Annotated in this window: 12 protein-coding genes and 1 tRNA gene; 5 read left to right on the top strand and 8 right to left on the bottom strand. The window is 52.7% G+C overall.

What is annotated here, in order from left to right; genetic code table 11:
- The first annotated feature begins 69 nt into the window (after positions 1-69).
- Positions 70-1,389: an SPFH domain-containing protein gene (locus HGKM_RS02155; RefSeq protein ID WP_019133687.1), complete on the top strand. Its 1,320-nt coding sequence runs from the start codon at positions 70-72 to the stop codon at positions 1,387-1,389.
- Positions 1,390-2,003: 614 nt separating this feature from the next.
- On the opposite strand, the gene HGKM_RS02150 is transcribed toward HGKM_RS02155, so the two are convergent.
- Positions 2,004-2,885 carry a LysR family transcriptional regulator gene (locus tag HGKM_RS02150; protein WP_019133686.1) on the bottom strand — a complete coding sequence of 294 codons (882 nt, stop codon included), beginning with the start codon at positions 2,883-2,885 and terminating at the stop codon, positions 2,004-2,006.
- 172 nt (positions 2,886-3,057) lie between these two features.
- On the opposite strand from HGKM_RS02150, the gene sdaAB reads away from it, so the two are divergent.
- Both sdaAB and sdaAA read left to right on the top strand, forming a co-directional pair.
- Positions 3,058-3,726 (top strand): L-serine ammonia-lyase, iron-sulfur-dependent subunit beta, encoded by a 669-nt coding sequence (sdaAB, locus tag HGKM_RS02145; RefSeq protein ID WP_019133685.1) that lies wholly within the window; start codon positions 3,058-3,060, stop codon positions 3,724-3,726.
- Positions 3,727-3,735: 9 nt separating this feature from the next.
- Positions 3,736-4,653 carry an L-serine ammonia-lyase, iron-sulfur-dependent, subunit alpha gene (gene sdaAA, locus HGKM_RS02140; protein WP_019133684.1) on the top strand — a complete coding sequence of 306 codons (918 nt, stop codon included), beginning with the start codon at positions 3,736-3,738 and terminating at the stop codon, positions 4,651-4,653.
- 93 nt (positions 4,654-4,746) lie between these two features.
- Here sdaAA and HGKM_RS08165 read toward each other — a convergent pair whose 3' ends face one another.
- The gene (locus HGKM_RS08165; RefSeq protein WP_019133683.1) at positions 4,747-7,176 is read right to left on the bottom strand and encodes a cell wall-binding repeat-containing protein; all 2,430 of its coding nucleotides are present in this window, start codon (positions 7,174-7,176) and stop codon (positions 4,747-4,749) included.
- A gap of 207 nt (positions 7,177-7,383) precedes the next feature.
- Here HGKM_RS08165 and HGKM_RS02130 point away from each other — a divergent pair, with 207 nt between their 5' ends.
- Complete coding sequence (locus HGKM_RS02130) at positions 7,384-8,373, top strand: biotin--[acetyl-CoA-carboxylase] ligase (protein WP_019133682.1); 990 nt, start codon at positions 7,384-7,386, stop codon at positions 8,371-8,373.
- Positions 8,374-8,404: 31 nt separating this feature from the next.
- A complete protein-coding gene (locus tag HGKM_RS02125; RefSeq protein ID WP_019133681.1) occupies positions 8,405-8,953 on the top strand; it encodes a biotin transporter BioY in 549 nt (182 codons plus the stop codon).
- A 136-nt stretch (positions 8,954-9,089) separates the two neighbouring features.
- Here HGKM_RS02125 and HGKM_RS02120 read toward each other — a convergent pair whose 3' ends face one another.
- From HGKM_RS02120 to HGKM_RS02095, 6 genes are all read right to left on the bottom strand, one after another.
- Positions 9,090-16,184: an InlB B-repeat-containing protein gene (locus HGKM_RS02120; RefSeq protein WP_019133680.1), complete on the bottom strand. Its 7,095-nt coding sequence runs from the start codon at positions 16,182-16,184 to the stop codon at positions 9,090-9,092.
- A 332-nt stretch (positions 16,185-16,516) separates the two neighbouring features.
- Positions 16,517-17,860 carry an oxaloacetate decarboxylase subunit alpha gene (locus HGKM_RS02115; RefSeq protein WP_019133678.1) on the bottom strand — a complete coding sequence of 448 codons (1,344 nt, stop codon included), beginning with the start codon at positions 17,858-17,860 and terminating at the stop codon, positions 16,517-16,519.
- Between the two features lie 589 nt (positions 17,861-18,449).
- Positions 18,450-18,523: transfer RNA gene (locus tag HGKM_RS02110), tRNA-Pro, on the bottom strand.
- Positions 18,524-19,041: 518 nt separating this feature from the next.
- Positions 19,042-20,313, bottom strand: a complete 1,272-nt coding sequence (locus HGKM_RS02105; protein WP_019133676.1) for a Glu/Leu/Phe/Val family dehydrogenase — start codon at positions 20,311-20,313, stop codon at positions 19,042-19,044.
- 11 nt (positions 20,314-20,324) lie between these two features.
- Positions 20,325-21,305, bottom strand: coding sequence for a hydroxyacid dehydrogenase (locus tag HGKM_RS02100; protein ID WP_019133675.1), 981 nt, complete (start codon positions 21,303-21,305; stop codon positions 20,325-20,327).
- 82 nt (positions 21,306-21,387) lie between these two features.
- Complete coding sequence (locus HGKM_RS02095; RefSeq protein WP_019133674.1) at positions 21,388-23,412, bottom strand: urocanate hydratase; 2,025 nt, start codon at positions 23,410-23,412, stop codon at positions 21,388-21,390.
- Positions 23,413-23,548: the final 136 nt, after the last annotated feature.

Raw genomic sequence — 23,548 nt, 5'->3', positions numbered from 1 at the left:
TGACGTCGGAAATTCGGCGAAAGGGCCGGAAAAAGGGCCCGCATCTGAACTGAAAGTGAGGAGGAAAGAATGGGATTAATTAGAGCAGGGGCCGGAGCCATCGGTGGCGGCCTGGGCGATGCCTGGCTGGAAGCCATTGAATCGGCCTATATGGGCCCCGAAATCATCACCGCACCGGGCGTCTCCCGGTCCAAGGATGACCGGAGAAATTCCAACACGAAGAATACGCCCGACACGATTTCCAACGGGTCCATCATCCACGTCGGTGTTAACCAATGCGTGCTCCTCATCGACGGCGGAAAGATCGTCGACTACACGGCGGAGCCGGGCTACTTCAAGGTGGATCATTCCTCCATGCCTTCCCTCATGAATGGGGAACTGGGCAGTTGGGTCAAGGAATCCTTCAACCGCTTCCGCTTTTCCGGGTCAACCCCCCTCAAGCAACAAGCTTATTATATCAACCTCCAGGAGATTCGGGGGATCAAGTTCGGGACCCCCAACCCCGTTTCCTATTATGATAACACCTACAATGCGGAGCTCTTCCTCCGAGCCTTCGGTACTTACACCATCCGGGTCGTTGACCCCATCCTCTTCTACCGTGAGGTGGCCGACCACGATGCTTCCACCTCCGTGTCCATGCAGGATGTGAATGAGCAGTACCGGAACGAGTTCCTGACGGCCTTCCAGACCGCCCTCAACCGCTTCTCCCGTGAGGGTGAGCGGATCGTCTACATCAACTCCCGTGGCCAGGAGCTGGCCGACTACATGCAGGAAGTCCTGGACGATAAGTGGCGGAAAGAAAGAGGGATGGTGGTCGAAAATGTGGCCATCGCCTCCATCTCCTATGATGAGGAATCCCGTAAGCTGGTCGAGATGCGGAGCCAGGGTGCCATGTTGGGCGACCCCTCCATCCGCGAAGGCTATGTCCAAGGGGCCATCGCCCGTGGCCTGGAGGCCGCAGGGTCAAACGAAGCCGGTGCCGGCCAGGCTTTCATGGGCATGGGGATCGGCATGAATGCCATGGGCCAGGGCATGGGGCAATTCTCCCAGACCAACGCCCAGCAGATGGCGGAGGAATCCCGGAAAAACCAGGAGGCTTCCGGCGGGGCCGGTGGGACCACTTCCGGTGGCGCCGGCGTGGCTGGTGGGACTTCCGGCGGGACTGGGGTCGCTGCCGACCGCTGGATTTGCCCGGAGTGCAAGCATGAGAATAGCGGAAAATTCTGTTCAAATTGTGGAACAAAAAAACCGGAGGCAGTTGAAGCCCACTGCCCCAACTGCGGAGAGCGCTTGAAGGATCCTTCTGCTAAGTTCTGCTCCAATTGTGGCCACAAGCTGATCGGCTCCTCTGAGGATAAGCCGGGAGCCGCCCCCCAAGAAGAAAAATAAGGGCAGCCTTCTATAAGAAGCTGCTGGTGAATAGAAAAAAGGCTGTGTCCGAACGATGGATCGTTTGGGCACAGTCTTTTTTCGCTCTCGAAATAATATGGGAGACTTAACAGGTCGGTGGACCCTGGCTGGAGACCCAACTCTGCCACTAGCCAGGGTAACCCCGCCCTGGCTGGAGACCCGATTCTGCCACTAGCCAGGGTAGCCACGCCCTGGCTGGAGACCCGATTCTGCCACTAGCCAGGGTAACCCCGCCCTGGCTGGTGTTCGATTTCGACATAAGCCAGGGAAGCCCGGCCCTGGCTGGTGTCCGGTTTCGCTATAAGCCAGGGAAGCCTCGCCCTGGCTGGAGACCGGTTCTGCTGCTAACCAGGGTAGTCACGCCCTGGCTGGAGCCCAATTCTGCCGCGAGCCAGGGTAAGGGCGCCCTGGCTGGAGACCGATTTCGACATAAGCCAGGGAAGCCTCGCCCTGGCTGGGGCCCAGTTCTTCCGCTAGCCAGGGTAGTCACGCCCTGGCTGGAGTCCGGTTTCGCTGCTAGACAGGGTAGGGCCGCCCTGGGAGATGGCGGAATGATGAGGTTCCCAGGGAAGGCCAGCCCACCTTTCCACCTCCTAATCCTGCTGGTCCTGGAAAAAGCGGATCATGTCCTTCATGGGCTGGCTGAGCCATTTTTTCTTATGGTAGATGAGCTGGCGGTTCATGGAGAGGTGGAAGTCTTCCACGGGGAGGATCTTGAGCTTGTCTCCGGCCATGTGGTGTCGGAGGCTGTACTCGGGGAGGAAGGAAATGCCGCCATTGTCTTCGATGAGGCGGAGGATGATGTCGGTGTTGGGGACCTCCAACCGGGCCTGGATTTCCAGGCCTCGCTTGGCCAGCTCCTGCTCCAGGGCAAAGCGGTAGTTGTCGTGTTGTTCGGTGAGGAGGAAGCTTTGGTCCATGAGGTCCTCCAATTTGAGCTGGTCTTGCTTGGCCAGGGGGTTGTCCCGGTGGGCGATGAAGCAGAGGGCCTCCTCCTTATCCACGGGTTTGATCCAGTTGACGTCATAGAGGGGGCGGTCAAAGAGATAGGCCAGGTCCAGCTCATTGCTGTTGAGCATCCGCTCGATCTGCCAAGGGGACCCGGTGGTGATCCGGACAGACTGGTCGGGGTGGGCCTTGTAGAAGGTCATGAGGACATCCCGGACAAAGGAATTGCAGAGAGAGTGAATGGTCCCCAGGTGGATGGGGTCCCGGATGGGGGCATGGGCCATCTCATATTCGGCCTGGCGGCATGCGGCGACGATGGCCTGGGCATGGGTGTAGAAGAGCTGGCCATGGGCCGTCAGGCGAACGCCCTTTCCGATCCGGTCAAAGAGCTGGGTATTGAACTCCTCTTCCAGCTGTTGGATTTGGATGGTGATGGCCGATTGGGTGTAGCTGAGTTCCCGTGCCGCTTGGGAGAAGGACCCCCGGTCCGCCACCTTGATAAATGTCTTTAAATAGGTCAGTTTCATGAAATCCCCCTTTATCTCCTGCCCTAGCCGGCCAGGTCAGTATTATAAAAATATTTTATCAGTTCCATAAAAAGCTTGCAATTTACAAATGGGTTACGTTTTCCTATACTTATAGAAAAGAGAGGTTTTTTTGACAAGGAAGGTCGTCGAAAAAGAAAGGAAAAGAGGTCCTATGAACGTATTTTCAATTATTGGCCCCGTCATGATCGGTCCCTCTTCCTCCCATACGGCAGGCGCATGCCGGATCGGAAGGATTGTCTACCTCATGACCCATGGCACTCCCCTGAAAAAGGTCACCATCGAACTGTCCGGGTCCTTCGCCCACACCTACCAGGGCCACGGGACGGACAAGGCCATCATGGCCGGTCTCATGGGCTATCAAACGGATTCCATCGAAATCCGGGATGCCCTCAACATTGCCCGCGACCGGGGGATCGACTTCACCTTCGTCCCCACCCACATCCCCGACTCCCACCCCAACACCGCCCGGATCACCTATGAGCTGGAGAACGGGGAGAAGGGCTCCCTCATGGGGGCCTCCATCGGCGGCGGCAATATCCGAGTTGAGGCCGTCAACGGTATGCGGGTCAACCTGACCGGAGAGCGGACCACCGTCATGGTCCTCCACAACGACGTCCCCGGCGTCATCGCCGACGTCACCTCTATGATCTCGGAAAAATACAGCCAGCTCAACATCTGCAACTTCACCCTGGGTCGCCAGGAAAAAGGCGGACTGGCCCTCATGACCATGGAATTCGACAACCCCTGCCCTGACAGTCTGAAAGAGGATATCGAGCAGGTGGACGAAGTGGTCAATACCGTTGTCTTCCCGGCGATATAGGAGGTAATCATGGCAAAAGAATTTTATTCCATCAAAGAGATGGTGGGTGAGGCCCAGGAAAGACAAATCAAGCTCTCCGACCTCATCCTCGAATACCAGGCCCAGGAGTTGGGCAAGAGCCAGGAGGAGCTCCTGGAAATCATGGATGACTACTTCCAGGTCATGATTGACGGGACCCACTTCCATGAGGAGGACAACCTCCCCTCCACCTCCGGCCTGACCGGGGGCGAGTCGGAGAAAATCATGACCTATGCCCGCGAGCACGATGGCGGCTTCGCCGGCTCCTTCTTCACCAAGGCCCTGGCCAGAGGGGTCTCCGTCTCCAACTGCAATGCCGCCATGGGGCAGATCGTCGCCACCCCGACGGCCGGTTCCTGCGGCATCCTCCCCGGCTGCCTGGTCACCATGCTGGAAGATGACGGGGTTGACCGGGGCAAGCTGGTCCGGGCCCTCTTCGTCGCAGCAGGCTTCGGCATGGTCATCGCCCGGACCGCCTCCATTGCCGGAGCCGAGGGAGGCTGCCAGGCCGAGTGCGGGTCAGCCGCCGGCATGGCTGCCGCGGCTATGGTGGAAGTCCTGGGCGGAACCCCTGCCCAATCGGCCGACGCCTGCGGGATGGCCCTGATCAACCAGCTGGGTCTGGTCTGTGACCCCGTGGCCGGCCTGGTCGAAATCCCCTGCGTCAAGCGGAATGCCGGCTCCATCGCCATCGCCCTCTCCGCCACCACCATGGCCATGGCCGGTGTCGACCTCTACATCCCTGTCGATGAGGTTATCGCCGCCATGAAGAAGATCGGCGACACCCTTCCGGCCTCCCTCAAGGAAACCGCCGGAGGCGGACTGGCCCAAACCGCGACCGGCCGGGCCCTCCGGGACAAGGTCTTCGGCAAGATCAAGCAGGAGGAAGCCGAGGAGATGGTCGACTAACTGGACCGGTAGTCAAGAGAAGATAAAAAAAGCCCCCCAAGTTTGGGGGCTTTTTTTATCTTCTAGTGGGCTATTCCTTCGCCGTTGTCTTGACTAGCGAAGATTCTCCCAGACCTTTTTGTTGACGGCCTTTTCAAGACCGACCACAAAGATCTTATCGTAGTTGGCCTTTTCAATGACGGCCTTGATTTCTGCAGGAAGGACAGAGGGCCGGGTCAGGAGAACCGGAGCATCTTCCTTGGCGGCCACAGGACCGACCACCAAAGCATCCGCAAAGACCTGACCGGAAGCCAGGAAGGCGGTCTTGGAATGGGCGAAGAAGTTTTCGGCAATCTTGGCCGATGTGTCATAGCGGTCTTTCCCGGCAACGCGGGCGAGGATTTTCGGCAGTACCTGATCCAGGCTCTTGGACACTGCCTTGTCTCCGCCGGCCACATAAACACCGGAGATGGAGAGGTCCTTGATGGTCTTCTGAATCACCGAGGGAAGCTGATTCTGCTTGACCAGAAGGACGGGATAGCCCATCTTAGCCGCATAGGGGCTGATGGAGAGGGCATCGGCAAAGTCTTGTCCGGTTGCGATAACGGCCTTCTTGGTATTGCCAATGGTGGCAACCACTTTTTTAGCAATCAGGCTGGAGGTCTCGTAGCGGTCGCTTCCGCCGATCCGTTCGATCTTGCCCGTGATCTTCTTGACTTCCTGGGCGGTCGATTCGGCAATGGCATTTTCCTTTCCGATGATGTAGGCTTTTGTGGCGCCCAATCTCCGGATTTCAGCCGCCGTCTTGGCATCCAGGTGGTCAGTGGTGGTCAATAGAATGGGGGCATCCAGGGCCCGTGCCAAAACGCTGGCAGTCAGGGCATCCGGGAATTCATCCTTGCGGACGACGATGACCTTGTCGGCGTGGGTGTAGAATCTCTGAGATACTTTCTCACCGGTTTCCACACGGTCCTCGCCGCCGATGATCTCCGGTCCAGTAGGAGTGGTCGGATTAGTGGGGGTGGTTGGAGTGGGGGTGGTTGGAGTGGTGGGTTTGGACTTCCAAAGGGCTTTCACCAGGAGATAACCCTTACCTTCAACAGCATCCTTGTTAATGGAGTAGGTGCTTCCTTCCTTGTATTCCTTATCAAGGATTTCCCAAGCTTGGAATTCCTTTCCTGGAGGCGGAGTGAAGCCATTTTGGGGTAATTTATAGTCCAGCGGTGTTTCCCATTTTCCATCGAATTCCACCAATCCATTCTCCATCTCACCGCTTCCACCGTTAGGATCAAATCGAATGATCAGATAGGGATTGATATAATTAACGTCGTAGTTATTCAAGAGGCTTTCTTCTTCCAGGATGTCGTGCTTGACATCGGAAGCCGGATCAAACTGCAAATTGGTGAAATCTCGGTAATTTTCAGGGGGAGCACATAGCCGCATCGCTGACCGATTCCCCTTGAAGAGCGTCTTGGCATCGGTTTCCAGACTTTGATAGGCCTCCGGCTTAGTGATTTTATAATTATACTCATAGGGATTGGTATAGATTGCTCCACCATGATAATCGGCAAGATTATTGGTAAACCGGGTGTCTGTTATTTTCGCTCCCTTATTAACAAAGAGGGCTCCACCCCATAAGGCTTCATTTTCCTCAAAGCTGCAGTTGGAAATTTCGGGCTTCCCTAATCCATAGATCGCTCCGCCCGTTCTCGCCTGGTTCTTCTTAAACGTAGCATTTTTGATCGATCCCTTCGCATTGGCACCATAGATAATGGCCCCGCCAACCTTCCCCGCCTGATTGGCCTCGAAAAAACCGCCGGTGATTTCCAAGTTCCCGTAGGCTGCAATCGCTCCGCCATCCGACTTGCTGGTCGCATTGTTTCTAAAGGTCCCACCCTTAATCGTTAGGCTGGCTCCATTTCGTACTTGGATAACTCCTCCCTGGGTGGCGGATTGGTTATTCTGAACAAGAGCTCCTTCTTCCACATATAAATGGCTCTCACCCGTTACAAATATTGCAGGACCATCCGTTCCCACAGGACCATCGGTGCAATTCTGTATCACAGCACCTTTTCCTAAGGTCAGCATGGACGTATTAAACATCGAGCAGCAGCGTCCATCCCCATTTCCATCCAAAATAATATTTTCCAACCGTAATTTACTCGTATTGCCAATAGTGAAAAATCCCCGGTCTCCTTCTCTTTTCAGGGTATATTGGTTATTCCCCTTTGATTTCAATACGATATTCGAATCCTGTTTTGCCCACCAAGCCTCGTCCCGGGGAATGGTATAATCCCGATTTAAGGTGATAACATATTGCTTGGTTAAATCCCCCTGGCCACATACCCCCATGGCTTGGTGAAAGGTATCATATTCGCCGATAAGCTGGGAATTTGTTCCATCCTCTAACTGGACCGTCACCGTAAAGGGCTTACCCTCCGGCTCTTGCGCTTTCACAGGAACAGGTGAAAGGACGGGAATGACCAAGGCCAAGAAAAAGGCAAAGACCAGGGTTAAAAATCCGCCTATTCTTCGATTCTTCATGCAAAGACTCCTTTCTTAATATACAATTCAATGAAAAAAATATTTATCTGTTTTCATTTTACCAGTTCTTTATACTAGAAAGCTTATAATTTTTCAATTTTTCCATCAGATAAAATGAGCATTTCTCTTGTCAACCTCTTTTATTTTCGAGTTGACACTCCCCCTCCTCTCTCGTACAATAGTTCTAGTTTCTTCAAAGGAGGACCTATGTTTGAACCCAGCAAAAAATTCCAAGTCCTGACCCTCTTGCAGGAAGCAAAAGATGAGGGGCGGGCCATTTCCGGATCCGACCTGGGCCGGGCCATGGACATCTCCCGTCAGGCAGTCTGGAAGATGGTCAAGGGCCTGGAGGATGAGGGCTTTGTTATCCCCTCCTCCCCCACCGGCTATTCCCTGGAGGCCCTGCCCAAGGCCCTCCACCCGGAGGCCCTCCGCCTCCTCCTCCCCCCGCCCTATGACGAAGGGGGAATCCGGATCCTGGAGGACACCGCCTCCACCAACCTGGATGCCAAGAACCTCCTGGATGAGACCCGGGCCGAGTGCGTGGTCGTCGCCTCCCGGGCCCAGTCCAAGGGCCGGGGCCGGTTGGGCCGATCCTTCTTCTCCCCGCCCGGCGGCCTCTACTTTTCCTTCGCCTGGCGGAACCATGAGGACCAAAAGAATTTCGGCCTCATCACCATCTTCGCCGCTGTGGCCCTCCACCGGGCTATCCTGGACCTCTACGGAATCCCCACCACCATCAAATGGGTCAACGACCTGGAGAAAGAAGGAAAGAAAATCTCCGGTATCCTGACCGAGGGCCGGGCGGGCCTGGAAAGCGGCCGGATCGACACCATCGTCTGTGGGATCGGAACCAACCTCATGACCCCGGAAGGGGGATTCCCCGAGGACATCCGGGCCCGGGCCGGAGCCCTTTTCCCCGGCCCTCATGAGGACCTGGACTACAACCTCCTCCTGGCCCGGATTATTCAAAACTACCTGGACTTCCAGGCCCATCCCGACCGGGGGCTGGACCTCTACCGGAAGGCCTGCTCGACCCTGGGCAAAACCATCGCCTTTGAAGAGATGGGAAGGGCCAACCCCACCACCATGAAGGGAAAGGCCCTGGCCATCGATGACCTGGGCGGCCTGGTGGTGACCACTTCCCATGGGCAAGAAAAGACCCTCCGCTTTGGAGAAGTCCAAATCCTCAAATAATTTTTTCATTCACTCAAGAAAGGAGCTTTTCATGAAACAATCATCTTTGGGAGCCCGGGAGATCGCCCTGGCGGCCATGTTCGGTGCCCTGACCTACCTGGGCTCCCTCCTGGTCATTCCGATCGGGCCCGTCCCCATCACCCTCCAGACCCTCTTTGTGGAGGTCGCCGCTATCCTCCTCCTGCCGAAAACCGCCGGCCTGGCCATGGTCGTCCACCTCCTCCTCAAGCTCATCACCCAGGGTGGTTCCCTCTTTGTCAGCCCCTCCTTCGGCTTCGTCATCGGATTTATCTTCGCCGCTTTTGCCGGCTCCTACTACTTCAACACCCGAAAAGGCGGCCGCCTCTCGGATAAAAAGTCCCTCCTCACCGCCATCATTATCGCTGCCCTCCTCCCCTACCTGGTCGGCCTCCCCTACATGGCCTATATCCTGAACGGGGTTAATGGCCTGGGCAAGTCCTTTATGGACCTGATGAAAGCAGGCTTCCTCCTCTTCATCCCGGGAGATATCGCCAAGGTCATCCTGGCCTACTTCCTCTCCCTGGTCCTCCTCCCGGCCGTCCAGAAGTCTGGCCGGTAAAGAAGGCTAGTTCTATTTTCCCTTCCCTAATCTATCCATCAAAAAAAGACGGAAGACCGACACCATCGATCCTCCGTCCTTTTTCTTTTGTCTACTTACCTCACCAGGCGAGGCTCACTTTTTCCCACTACGTTCATCACTTCTCCTGTGGTCTCTTTTTCTTGCCCTTAATGAAGAGGGTTCCAAAGAGAGCGAATGAAGCAAGTCCCACTAGCGCATAGGGTAGGATGAAAAGATCACCGGTATGTGGTGCCTTGCTTTGGTTCGTTTTTCCGCCTTTGTTAGCAGGGGAATTCGAAGTCGCAGGATCTTTCTTTCCTTGCTCAGGTTTGCTTCCGGGTTTGCTTCCGGGCTTATTTCCGGGGTCCGTACCCGGCTTTGTGTCCGTCCCCGGTTTTGGATCCGGGTTCGGTTTCTCCGGATTGGTTCCCGGGTTTGGTTTATCCGGATTTGGCTTGTCCGGATCAGTCCCCGGTTCAGGATCCGGTTTCGGAACCACCGGCTTTCCTTTATATTGTGCTTCGAACGTTTGATCCTTCACAAGACCGGTTTTCGGCACATTCGGCGACCATTTATCAAAGAGCTTGGTGCCATCTTTATACCTTGCCGTCTCCGGCAATACTGCCCGTAAATCCGGATCCTCATAGGTGACATCATTACGAACATCAATGATCTTCTTCCGATGACCTTCCACTGTACCGTCTTCCGTCGCATCAAAGATGAGGCGGACATAGCCTTCCGGCACTTCACCCGGATGGTCCGGATCCTCTGAAACAATCACTTTAGGATTATCCACATAGAGGGCCGTGTAAGTTTTCTCCGTTACCGGTCCTTCCGTCGGTACAGGGGAATCCCAGGCATCAAAGCGTTTTGTCGCATCTTTATATACCGCCATCGTCGGCAGGAGTTCCTGGAAATCCGGATCCGCATAGGTGACATCCTGTCTCACATCCAAAATCTTCTTGGTATAACCATCCACTGTGCCGTCAATGGTTGCGTCAAAGATAAGACGAACATAACCCTCCGGAACAGGGTCCGGATTCTTAGGATCTTGTGTGATCACCTTCGGATTTTCCGTATATTGAGCAATGAATATCTCCGGCTCCACCATACCTGTCTCAGGGATAAGCGGATTCCAACGATCAAACTTCATCGTGCCATCTTCATACGTCGCCGTTTGCGGGAATTCCTTCCTCAAATCAGCGTCTTTATAGGAAACATCCTCCCGAACATCAATCACTTTCTTCCGATGACCTTCCACTGTACCATCTTCCGTCGCATCAAAGATGAGGCGGACATAGCCTTCCGGCACTTCACCCGGATGGTCCGGATCCTCTGCAACAATGTACTTCGGACCCTGTTCCACGACCGGTACCGGTTCAGAAGGCATTTTTTCCTTTTCAGTTTGCGTCAGATAGATGTCTTTCGGCTTTTTCCCTTCCGGCAACCGGTTTGTCGGAATGGTAAATTTACCGGTCTCATCGACAGAGACTTCAATGGGATTTCCATCATTTCCCTTCAAGGGATTGCCATCTTCATCGGTCACCGTAATCTTGGAACCGGGAATGCCATTTCCGGTGATCTTATCCTCGCCATAGGGGACAAGATCTACCACCGGCGGATCAGAGATCGGAACAATGGGAGTCAGACCGCCATAATCCTTCTGATATTCCGCTGTAATCGTCGTGTCTTCCTCGAAGATACCGGTCAGCGCTTTGTCCCATTTCGTAAATAGCCAGGTAAAATCTTTTGTGCCATCTGCTTTTCGAACTTCTTTACCGACTGGATCCCCTTCCGGTAAAGTCACTTTCTTCTCCGGATTGACCCAATAGATATGAGGTGTAGAATCAACCGCCTTCTCCGTCGGATCGCAGGTGACTTTCACAAAGTTCTCCGGTACTTCCGGTTTATCATCTCCGATTTGCGGAACAAAATCGGGAACCACCTTCACGTCAACATCAATAATAGTGCTGGACCCATCTTCATAGAAGACTTCAATGGCTTCTTTGAAATCGCCCTCTTTTTCCGTTGTCACTCTCTCTGCCTTGGGCTTGACCAGTTTAATGGTCAGGATTTTCCGCAAATCCTTGCCATTTTCATCCTTGGGCGGCGTGATCACTGCTTCATAGTCATCTACAGTCAAGCTATCCCCAATATTCTTGATGATTTTCCTTGCCGTCGGTTCCAAGGGCAGGATGGGCTGTGTTGGTGTTGAATAAGCGGCGATGATCTCCCTTTCCTGCGAGATCTCCATGCGTTTCGCCAGATCCACCTCCACTCTTCCCTGGGGGTTTTGTTCGCTAACTTGAGCCGGATCCTTATAATACCAACCCTCAAAAGTGAGATTTCCGTTTGGCTTCGGATCTTTTTCCGGAATAAGAACTTGGGCAAGCGGATTGACATAGTAAACTTTCCTCTGCTTATCCACCGCTTTATCCGTTGGATTCACCGTCACCTTGACGTAATCGGAAAGCTCCGGATTATTTTTCACAACATTCGGCTTATCCTCATCATTCAAGGCACGATAGATATTTTTAAATACCTTGACCGGAATGTTGACGACTTTCTTTGTTCCGTTCTTAAAGGTGACCTCTGCTTGGATTTCGACGGTCCTTGGTTTGCTGTCGCCCACCGGTCCGTCTTCCTCCTTAACCAGGTCATAAATATCCTCTTCGCTCGTGATGATTCGATAACTCTGATACTCCGGAAGACCGGTTACCTTTTCCAAAGCCTGGTCAAACTGGTCTTTTTTAGGCATGAAGTTATTCACCCAGGTCCCGTCATCCTTCTTCAGGGATTCAAATACCCACATTCCCCCTATCTCGGTTTCCGGAACGTTCTCCAGGTCCGACCACTTCAGGTTATATTGAGCAACAATCGTCGTCACTTTCTCGGTGAATTGATCCTTGATCGTTTCACCCTTATTCCAGACCTTGGTGGCGTCATCCTTTACCTGCCAGGACTTAAATTGCCACTTTGCCTCCTTGCCCTTTGCATCCTTTAGCGGATTTCCGTCTTTGTCCTTTACCCCGCCACCTTGCGGATCAGCAGCAGGAATTTCCACAATTTTCTCCGGATTGACCTTAAAGTGCTTTTTGCTCTCACCGGTAAACTGATTATCCGTAATGGACGCATCCGCCTTATCCGTTGTATCAAGATAGACATCAACAAAGTAGTCTGGAAGGTCTTCATCTCCCGTTGTTATTTCGATGACGTCCTTCAAGGGTCTGAACTTAGCTGTAAAGGTGTAGTCCTTCCGGATAACGGTGTTGCCATCGATCAGGGGGCTGTCCTGCCAACCGACAAATTCACAATTCGGATCCGGTGTAATCACCGGGGGCAGAAGCGAGCCCTGGGCATCCTGCTCTTGAGGAACGGGAATGTTGCGGAATTCCAATCCATCAATCACGTCGTAAAAGACTTCTTTGATCGGCTTACCCCCGGCATCCTTCCCGAAGGAACCATCCCGGCCTGCTTTGAATATGACACGATGGTAACCATCCGGAACAGCGGAATCCGGCGTCTTCCTTTTAATTACGCGGACATCTTGATAGTAGAAATTCACTTCACCGGAAGCTACCCCGTTAATGCCTGTCATTTTTCCTTCACTGTCCACATCGAAGAAGAGCTGTCTCTGGGGTGTACTGATAAGCTTCCAACCGGGAATCTCACGGAAGTTCACTGCATCATAATCGTTGTTTCCCTTTGTTAGCTCTTCTGAAGGAATAATGGTGTAGCTGCCATCCGGTTTTTCACCTATCGCCGGCAGAGACTCTACCGCTGTATTCTTTGTGCTGAGATAGTTTACTGTATAGTGTCTCTTGGTAAACTCTCTGTAGAAGAAGCGGAAATAATTCTTCTTGGCCTCAGGGTTATCTTTTAGCTCGCCGTGGTCATCAATCTTATCAGGAGCCACGCGCAAACTTTGGAAATACGTGTTCTTTCGTTCCGTTTCCTCGACATATTGTTTATATTCGCCGGAATTCTGTTCCAGCTTGTCCCACTCACTTCTTGGAATCAGGAGATATTCATTCCCTTGGTATTTCCCGGTTGTGGTTGCATATTCCCCTACGCGATTGTTGGGGATGGTTACCTTGGTGGGTTCCTTTATGGGATGAAAGTCCTCATCCAGGAAATAGTGTTCCGCAAGGATGTCAACCATGTCATTTTTGACCCAAATTGCCTTCAAATAGACATCGCTCAACACACTATTGCCAAAGGCGTACAATTCCTCCACACCGTACTTATTTTTATAGGAGGCATCGATCGATCCATCGGCTTTGAAACGAACGATCTCCCAGCCCAGAAAATCGTAACCCTTTCTTATCGGAGGAGCCGGTGCCTGAACGGTCATGCCATTTCGAACATGGAATTTCTGCTCCTTCTCATCTCCGGATTCTTTTACCGGCAAAACATAAGGAACGGTTCCGATCGAGGTTTGGATCTTTTCTCCCTCTTTATGGGTCGCAATATCTTGAGGAAGAAGATCGGAGAAACTTCCTCCATTGGCATCAAAAGTGAGCTTCCAATCGACATCCGGTTCGCCCCATTTGGCATAAAGCACAATATCGTAATTGGGCATCGTGTTGTCGACCTGATCCAATTGAACTTTCAAGGCATCTAGTTCCTTCTGAATGCTTTCCCTTTTTGCATCATCCTTTGCGTGATCAGCAAGCTCGCTATATTTCTCCGCAATTTGCTTTTCTAACGCTTCAGCTTCTGTTGCGCTATCTTTGATCAGCTGACTTCCTTCAGGATCAATGGCCCAGCCTTTGAAGACATACCGTTCAGGCAAATTTGCCGGACGATCGGCTTCTGTCAAAAGATACTCTTTGTCAAGATTTAATTGACGAAGGGGTAAATCATAGTAAATATCCGTAATTGTTGCCGATTTCCCGTTCGAAAGCGTCTTACCCTTAAAATCAGAATATTGGTTGATCGTCGAAGGATCAGTATCCAGGAAGAGCTTGTATTTTTCGCGCTGATATTCAAAACGGAAGCGGTATTTAGGAATCTCGTCGGTTTTTACTCCGTTGATCTCCTCTCTCTTCAAGGCCTGGAAGTAGGATCGTTCATTGTTTTCTCTCTCTGCATCAATCTCATCGAGCGTTTTTTGCAAATCATCCGCTTTTTTTTCAGAGAGATTTACTGCGTACTTTCCTTCTCCCCGGTCTGCTTCTTCGACAGGGTTTACCTCTTTCGTTTCATCCGTGGAAGTGAAACCAATGATTCCCGGTGCAGGATAGAAATATTCTACATCGGTATCGATCTTCGTATAGGCCATATCCGGATTAAAATGCATCTTTCCATCAAAGCCTTCAAAGGCATAATCAATATAGTAAATAGCAAACTGATTTTCCGCGCTGATCGTAGGGCCTAAGGAAATTGTCCGTTCCGGTAGTGGCTTCCCGGTAGACACCGAATGTGTAAGCGGTTTGTTACCTTCTCCAAGTTCATCCAATTCTCTATCAATAAAGTCTTTCGATGTCAGCCAATAGGGCGGAGTATCAAGGAAGTAATCTTCATTAAAATCACCTGCATATCCTGGGATATAGTTAAATCCCCAGCCTAAAAATGATGTTTGAGGAGGAAAGTCAACGCCATCCTCTTCAATCAGCCAAAAATCGTTAGGCCACTGCTTCAATCTCTGCCCGAACTTGGCATCAAAATGATAAGGCTTATTCACCGCCTTCGTGGAATCATAGTGCGTTCCATCAGGTAATGTCATCTTGGCTTCCAGCTTGTCATTGATTGCATATTTTTCAAATAAAAGATGATAGACCTGGCGATCATAATAGATATTGTAGACCGTTCTTCCATCGGGCTGGACTTTCTTGACCAAATCAGCGGATGTGCCGTCCTCGTTTTCTACCTTTTCGCTATTGGCTTCCAGGATCTTCTCCGTATTGCGAACATAATACTTGTTGAGTTCCTTTTCTTTCCCTTGGTCGGTCAAGGATTTCTCGATTTCAGGGAATTTAATGCCATCGGGCATCATCGTGGAAAGGTCAGGTCTTGAGCCCGTTTTCGCATCGGTAACCACTTTAGCCGCGATGAAATCGTAAGTATCCGATTCCGCCCTCTGTGTCCAGAATTGAATCGTATAATCGGCTTTCGGCTTCTCTTTCCAGAGTGCAGTAAAGGTAATATTTTGGGCAGGCATCGCTTCTTTAATCCCGTCAGGAAATTGATCCATATGGAATGTTGTCCCTTTAGCTAGCGTTTTTACTCCGTCATCCGTCTTGTAGCGCAGGTCGACGTTCGCTTTCCAACCATCGAAAATTGCCCCGGTTTTTGATGGTTCCACATCCAGATTGGGGATGGTCTGTCCATAGTAGAGTCTCAGCGAAGGAATCGCCGATCCACCGTCCATATCAAATCGGATATTGAAGGCATCGCGATTATAACGATATTCAATGACCGCATCTTCTTTATTCTCCGGAATTCTCGTATGGATCACCGTTTTTTCCTGAGTGTAACCGATTCTCTCCTCCTCACGAAGAGGCTGGACAATCACATCTGATCCGACAATTCCGCTAACTGTCGTATAAATCAGCTGATCTTCTCCATCTTTTGGTCCATATTGATTCTTATCGTATAGTCCCTGGAAAATATGCTTGACACGCATTTTCCCTTCCTTTGCCTGATAGCGATACGGGTGGAGGGCCATATACTCCGTTCCGCTCTTTGTCCCCTCAATTGCCTTCTGTTTAATGTAATCATAATTCAGTTGGACTTCTGGAGTGGGACGAGTGTAACCATCAATATCCGGAAGCTTCACCGTCTTATCAATCTTACTTTTCTCTGCTTCAGACATTACCGGTTGTTCAATGCCCCGGTTATCGGTATACCGATATTCCTTATCCCCCACGGTTGCTTCATAGGGTTGAAAGATAGGCACTTCTTCTCCGTCTTTCACCGCCATATATTGAACTTTGATGTGATAGGTATTCGGCATCCGGGCATTTTTTATCTGCTCATTTGCCTCTTCTTTTGTCGCCGGATCATCTCCCAGATCTGCCGGGTCAGAAATCGGCTTCTGATTAATGAATTTGGTTTTCTCCTCAGGTATCGCATCATAATTGAAGCCACTCCCATTCCCCTGGCGAAGTAAGCTATTCTGCATTTCCTCGATATATGCCGGTGATGCCGAGGACCGGGTCGGCATCGCCGTGAGAAGCATGGCTATGCCTAACAAGAAGCTAAGACTTCGCATCAAAAAACGTTTCATCCTCTTCCTCCTCTACTTCCAATGATCTGGTTATTCACGCCCATAACCTTTTTTTGAAATTGTCTATTCTTCCAGGATTGACCCTTGTTATATTCATTGTTTCCAAAAATGAATTAAAACTTTGCAAAAGAAAATCATATCCTAGTGTATTCATACTCATTATTATAACGAGCATATCGCTTGTTTTCAATCTCTATTGAGCAAGGATCCTTCTCTTTTCGACCCATGTAGGATTGATTAAAGGAAGATTTGCTTAAGAAAAAAGTGTAAAAAAAGGCGGAATCCTGATGTTGGACTCCGCCTTTTTTCCTGTCTGCTTAATCGTTCAGAAGCTAGGCGTATTTATTCTGGAGGAAATCCTTGGCCACTTCGGGGAAGGACCCATAGGAGAGGACATCCTCATCCGTTCTTGCCAGGCCTGCCGTTTCCTCGCGAAGCTTGGGGAGGATGGGGTCCAGGTGGTCGGCCGGGCGGTCGGTCATGACCTCGGCGTTTCCGATCATCTTGGTCCGGATCTCATCGGAGATGGGTGCGGGAGGCTGGCCATAGAGCCCCTTGACATAGTCTTTGACTTCTTTGGGGACCAGCTTGTAGCGCTCACCCATGAGGACATTCATGGTGGCCTGGGTTCCGACCATCTGGGACATGGGGGTCACCAGGGGTGGGTAGCCCAGGTCCGCACGGACGTTGGGGACTTCCTTGAGAACCGGCTCATAGAGGTCGGGCCGCCCCTGCTGGGTAAGCTGGGAGAGGAGGTTGGAGAGCATGCCGCCCGGGACCTGGTAGACCAGGGCCTTGGGCTCCACCTGGAGCATCTTGATGTTGAGGACGCCCTCGTTGACGTACTTGTCCCGGATGGGGGCGAAGTATTCGGCCAGCTTCTGGAGAACCTCCAGGTCAAGGCCGGTATCGTAGCCCATCTCGCTCAAGCTGATGTGCATGGTCTCGGTGGCCGGGTGGGATGTCCCGCCGCCCAGGGGGGATAGGGCCGTATCAATAATGTCGGCTCCGGCTTCGACTCCCTTGAGGAGGCTCATGGAAGCCGTCCCGGCGGTGGTGTGGCTATGGACTTCGATGGGGAGGTCGGTGACCTTCCTCATGGCCTGGACCAGCTTGAAGGACCGGTCCGGGGTCAGCAAGCCCGCCATATCCTTAATGCAGATGGAGTCCGCACCCAGCTCTTCCATCTCTTTGGTGAGCTTGGTGAAGTAGTCCAGGGTGAAGACCGGGCCCGTCGTATAGCAGATAGCTGCCTGGGCATGGCCCCCGTACTTCTTGGTCGCCTTCATGGCGGTCTCCAGATTTCTCGTGTCGTTCAAGGCATCGAAGATCCGGATGATGTCGATCCCGTTTTCAATCGACTTGGCAACAAAGAGCTCGACGAAATCGTCCGGATAGTTCTTATAACCCAGGACATTCTGCCCACGGAGGAGCATCTGGGTCTTGGTATTCTTCAGCCCCTTGCGGAAGGTCCGAAGCCTCTCCCAAGGATCCTCATTCAAATACCGCATGCAGGTGTCAAAGGTCGCTCCGCCCCAGCACTCCACGGCATAATATCCCGCCGAGTCAATTAAATCGAGAGCCCCTTCCATCTCCTTGGTCGTCATCCTGGTGGCAATCAGGCTCTGCGCCGCATCCCGGAGGATGGTATCCACCACTTTAATTGATTTATTCAAGAGATTATCCTTTCTAGGTACCGGGCGGGAAATCCGCCCCTGCCCCGTTCAAGCCATATACACTCCCCTTTATTCTATCCTAAAAAACGCTTTCTTTCTATCTGATGAGGGAATATTGTCCTCTCCCCACTCTCGCCTAGTGGTGGTTTGGCGATTTCCTGCTAATCAACACTATGATTTTGTCGTCTCAGTAGTGGTGGTTGCCGCAATTTCCGCAAACCAACACTACAATTTCTCCGCCTCAGTAGTGGTGGTTTGACGATTTTCTGCAAATCAACACTATGATTTCGTCGTCTCAGTAGTGGTGGTTGTAGCGATTTTCGCAAATCAACACTACAATTATATCGCCTCAGTAGTGGTGGTTTGGCGATTTTATGCCAATCAACACTATGGTTTTGTCATCTCAATAGTGGTGGTTTGGCGTTTTTCTGCTAATCAACACTATGATAGGGCGAAAAACGCTAATGATGGCCGAAATAATTTAGAAAAAAATTGGCCCCAAAATTGGCCCCAAAACCCAAAATGTGGATAACTTAAAGCAAAAGAAAAACGGCCTGAAGTCGTTGATTTCAAGCCGTTTCTTTATTGATCGGAGTGAGAGGATTTGAACCTCCGGCCCCTTGTCCCCCAGACAAGTGCGCTACCGAACTGCGCCACACCCCGATATCTCAATTATTTTAACAAAAAAAACCAGGTCTTTCAAGGCCTCCGCTGGAATTTGTTGCCCTGTAGGAAATAAGGGCTTGCTACTTTCCAGGCAACATAAACCACCTTACTTTCCCTAGTCCCTGCAAGCGTGGGTTTAGGCGGAACCCAAAAGGATGTCCCTATACCCCTCCAAATGGCAATAACGTCATGAAGGAGCGGTATCCTCATACCCCTCCAAGCGGCGAGAACGTGGGGAAGAGGGGAATTCCCATACCCCTCCAAGTGACGAAAACGGCGGGAAGAGGGGAATGCCTATACCCCTCCAAGTGGCAATTACGGCGGGAAGAGGGGAATGCCCATACCCCTCCAAGTGACAATTATGCCAGAAAGGGGGGGTTCGCCTGGCCACATCGCCGCCTGGCCTGGCCCTTGCAGCCACTCCACGCCCAGCCCGGCTCTGCCAATCCTCGCCCCCCACAAAAAAAGCCCCTCGGCATCAGGCCGAGGGGCTTATCTATAACTATTTTTCCAGACTATTTTACCCAGCCACGGAATTTCATGGCTTCATAGATCCGTTTGATGGAGACGAGGTAGGCGGCGTCGCGCATGGAGCACTTGTGCTCTTGGGCCAGGTTCCAGATGTCGTTGAAGGCGATTTCGGTGGCGGCGCTTTGGCGTTCGACGACTTCTTCTTCTGTCCAGTAGTAGCCGGCCAGGTTCTGCACCCACTCGAAGTAGGAGACGGTGACACCACCGGCGTTGGTCAGGATATCCGGAGTGATGACGATACCACGGTCCATGAGGACTTTCTCACCGGCGGGGGTGGTGGGGCCGTTGGCGGCTTCGGCGACCAGCTTGCACTGGAGCTTGTGGGCTACTTCTTCGGTGATGGCATTTTCCAGGGCACAGGGAGCGAAGATGTCCACGTCCAGGGTGAAGAATTCCTCTTCATTGAGTTCCTTGGAGCCGGGGAAGTTGATGAGGTTGCCATTCTTCTCCATATAGTCTTCCAGCTCATCGAAGTCGAAACCGTCTTCGTTATAGATGGCATAGGTGCCTTTTTCCCGGGTCCATTCGGAGATGGCCACGACCTTGGCGCCGCCCTTGCACATATTCTTGACGGTGAATTTGCCGGCGTTGCCGAAGCCCTGGACGGAAACCTTGGCGCCCTTCATCTCGATACCGATCTTCTCGGCAGCAAACTTGGCGATCAGGTAGATGCCGTAGCCGGTGGCTGCTCCACGTCCGAGGGAGCCGCCCCATTTGGGGTCCTTGCCGGTGAATACGCCGAAGTTGGCATTGCCTTGGTTGATCTTGCAGTACTCATCCTGCATCCAGGACATGACTTTGGTGTTGGTGCCGACATCGGGAGCGGGGATGTCATAGTATTCGCCCAGGTTCCGGTAGAGTTTATCCACATAGCCACGGCAGAGCTGTTCGAGCTCATTGTCGGACAGGGTCTTGGGGTCAACGATGACGCCACCCTTGCCGCCGCCGAAGGGGACGTTCATGACGCCGCACTTGAAGGTCATCCAAATGGAGAGGGCCTTGACTTCGTCAATGTTGACGTTCTGGTGGAAGCGGATCCCGCCCTTGTAGGGGCCGATGGCATTATTGTGCTGGGACCGGTAGCCCTTGAAGACCTTGGTGGTCCCGTCGTCCATCTGGACGGGGATGTTGACTTCAATGACTTGCTGGGGCTGGGAAAGGATCTGGTAGACGTCGTCGCCATAACCCAGGGTTTCGCAGGCTTTCTTGACTTTGGCTTGGGCGGATTCAAAAGGGTTCAGGTTTTCTTTGGCCATGGATATCCTCCTTAACGATATTCCAAATTATCCAAATGGTTGACAGGATAGGAGACAGGCTCTCCCTTTAATACTTCAATGACGCCGGTGGCAGCCATAGTGCAGCAGTTGTAGACCGCCTCACGGGTGGTCGCTGCCGTATGGGGAGTCAGGATGACTTCTTCCATATCATAGAGTGGGGAATCCATGGGCAGGGGTTCCTGCTCGAAGACGTCCAGGGCAGCACCGACGATTTCGCCGGCCTTAATGGCTTCAATAAGATCTTCGGTGTTGACGACTTCGCCTCTGGCGCAGTTGACCAGGGAAGCGGTCTTCTTCATGGCCTTGAAATCCGCCATACCGAAAGAACGATGGGTCTCCGGCGTTCCGGGGAGGTGGAGGGAGATGAAGTCCGCCTCTTTCAGGACCTCTTCCTTGCTGTCCTTCAGGGTGATGGGGGCTTTCATGTTTTCCTGCTTCTGGTAGGGGTCATAGCCGATGACCTTCATGCCCAGGCAAGCGGCTTTTTCCGCCAGCATCTGGCCGATCCGGCCACAGCCGATGAGGCCCAGGGTATGTCCGCCCAGCTCGTAGGTGTTCTTGAGGGTGTAGCGGACGTTGTAGTTTCCGCCGCGGAGTTCCTGGTCAACGTGGCGAACCCGGCGGGCCACCATGAAGAGGAGCATGAGGGTGTGTTCGGCCACGGAGTTGGCATTGCCGCCCGGAGCCCAGGTAACCTGGATGCCCTTTTTGGTGGCATAGTCCACATCGATGTTGTCCAGGCCCACGCCGTGTTTGGCGACCACCTTGAGGTTGGGGGAAGCATCCATCATAGCCGGGGTGATGGGGTCCACCCGGGTGATGATGGCATCGATCTTCTCTTCCTTGAGAATCTTGATGAAGGTTTCTTCCTTCTGGTCGGGCGAGACGATGATTTCAATATCATTTTGATCCAGCAAGTCTCTTCCGGATTGATCCAACTCGACCGTAAATAGTACTTTCTTTTTTGACACGAATGTCCTCCTGTCCTTTTTCCTTTGTCATCGACAACAAGCCGAAGAAGGCCGGTCCCGGCCTTCTCCGCCTGCTTATTCCTTAGTCAAAAAGTTTCTTGACCGCCTCTTTTACTTTATCATCATTGGCGATAAATGGAAGAGTAATATGGCCATCTTCGTGATTTTTATTCCACTCAGCCGCCACTTCCAAAGCGTGCTCATTCCGAGCCCAGGACCGACGGGCCACCCCGCCCATAACGTCCCAGGAGAGGGAGAGGCGGATGATCTCATCGACTTTTTCCGATCCATCGAGGACCAGCCCGAAGCCGCCATTGAGGGACTTGCCGATTCCGACCCCGCCGCCGTTGTGGAGGGCCACATAGGTCATTCCGCGGGCCGCATTCCCGGCGTAGCATTGGATGGCCATGTCGGCACAGACGTTGGAGCCGTCACGGATGTTGGAGGTCTCGCGGAAGGGGGAGTCCGTACCGGAAACATCATGGTGGTCACGGCCGATCATGACCGGGCCGATCTTCCCTTCCCGGACCAGCTTGTTGAAGGCCAGAGCGATGTTGACCCGACCCACTTCATCCTGGTAGAGGATCCGAGCCTGGGTTCCGACGACCAGCTGGTTATCTTCCGCATCCCGGATCCAGTTGTAGTTATCGCGGTCCTGGTAACGGCGGGTAGGATCGATCGCTTCCATGGCTGCATGGTCCGTGGCAATCAGGTCCTCATGTTTACCGGACAGGCAGACCCAACGGAAGGGGCCATAGCCATAGTCGAAGAGGAGGGGGCCCATGATGTCTTCGACATAAGAGGGCCAGATAAAGCCGTCTTTGTCATCGACGCCGTTCCGGGAGATTTCCTTAACACCGGCATCGTAGACCGCCTTCATGAAGGAGTTCCCGTAGTCAAAGAAGTAGGTTCCACGCTCGGTCAGCTTTTTGATGATGTTGAAGTGTCTGTGGAGGGTCTTGTCCACCAACTCACGGAAGGTCTTGGGATCTTCGGCCAGCATCTTGGTCCGCTCTTCAAAGGTCAGGCCCACCGGGCAGTAGCCGCCGTCATGGGCATTGTGGCAGGAGGTCTGGTCGGAGAGGAGGTCAATGTGGATGTCATGGTCATAGATGTATTCGAGGAGGTCGACAATGTTGCCATGGTAGGCAATGGACATGGCTTCCTTCTTGTCCAGGGACTCCTTGGCCATTTGGCAGGCCTCTTCGGGGGTCTCGGCCAGCTTGGAAATCCAGCCCTGCTCCAGACGGGTCTCGATCCGGGAGATGTCGACTTCAGCAACAATGGCTACCGCATGGGCAATCTCCGCCGCCTTTCCCTGGGCACCGGACATCCCGCCCAAACCGGAGGTGACAAAGAGTTTGCCGGACAGGTCATCCTCATGGCCAAGGCCCAGCTTCAGGCGACCGGCGTTGAGGATGGTGTTGAAGGTCCCGTGGACGATGCCCTGGGGCCCGATGTACATCCAGCCGCCGGCGGTCATCTGTCCGTAGTTGGTCACGCCCATCTCTTCAGCAATTTCCCAGTCCTCATGGTTGTCGTATTCACCGATGAGGATGCCGTTGGAGATGACCACACGGGGAGAATTCTTCCGGGACTTGAAGAGACCCACGGGATGGCCCGAAGCCATGACCAGGGTAGTCTCATCGGTCAGGTTCTCCAGGTACTTTTTAATCAAACGGTACTGCATCCAGTCGTGGCAGACGGACCCGGTTTCTCCGTAGGTAACCAGCTCATAGGGATAAAGGGCGACATCGAAGTCCAGGTTGTTATCGATCATGACCTGGATGGCCTTGCCTTCGGTGCATTTCCCCTTGTACTCATCGATGGGCTTGCCATAGATCCGCCCTTCCGGACGGAAGCGGTAGCCATAAATCCGGCCGCGGGTTTTCAGCTCTTCCAAAAATTCGGGGATGAGTTCTTCGTGGAACTTCTCCGGAATGTAGCGAAGGGCATTCTTCAAGGCGATTTCCGTTTGGGCTTGGTTGAGCCGGAAGCCCCGGTCCGGAGCCCGGCGGATCCCTTCCTTGAAGGCCGGCATCTCCGGCAGTTCGTCGAAGTCGAGCTGGATCCGCATGGCCCCGGCGATTTCCTTGTTATCTAACATCTTTTCCTCCTTACTTTTGCAACAAAAACCGACAAAAAGGCAGAATCTTTTCCTTAACAAGTTAAGAATAGTCGGCTTCCGTCTTTTTATAGTCAATTTGGAAAGGGTTTTTTTGACTGTAATTGGATCGTGAGGG

Source organism: Kallipyga massiliensis ph2, assembly GCF_000311985.1.
In the GTDB taxonomy this organism is placed as follows: domain Bacteria; phylum Bacillota; class Clostridia; order Tissierellales; family Peptoniphilaceae; genus Kallipyga; species Kallipyga massiliensis.
This window is presented reverse-complemented; position numbering and strand designations above follow the sequence as displayed.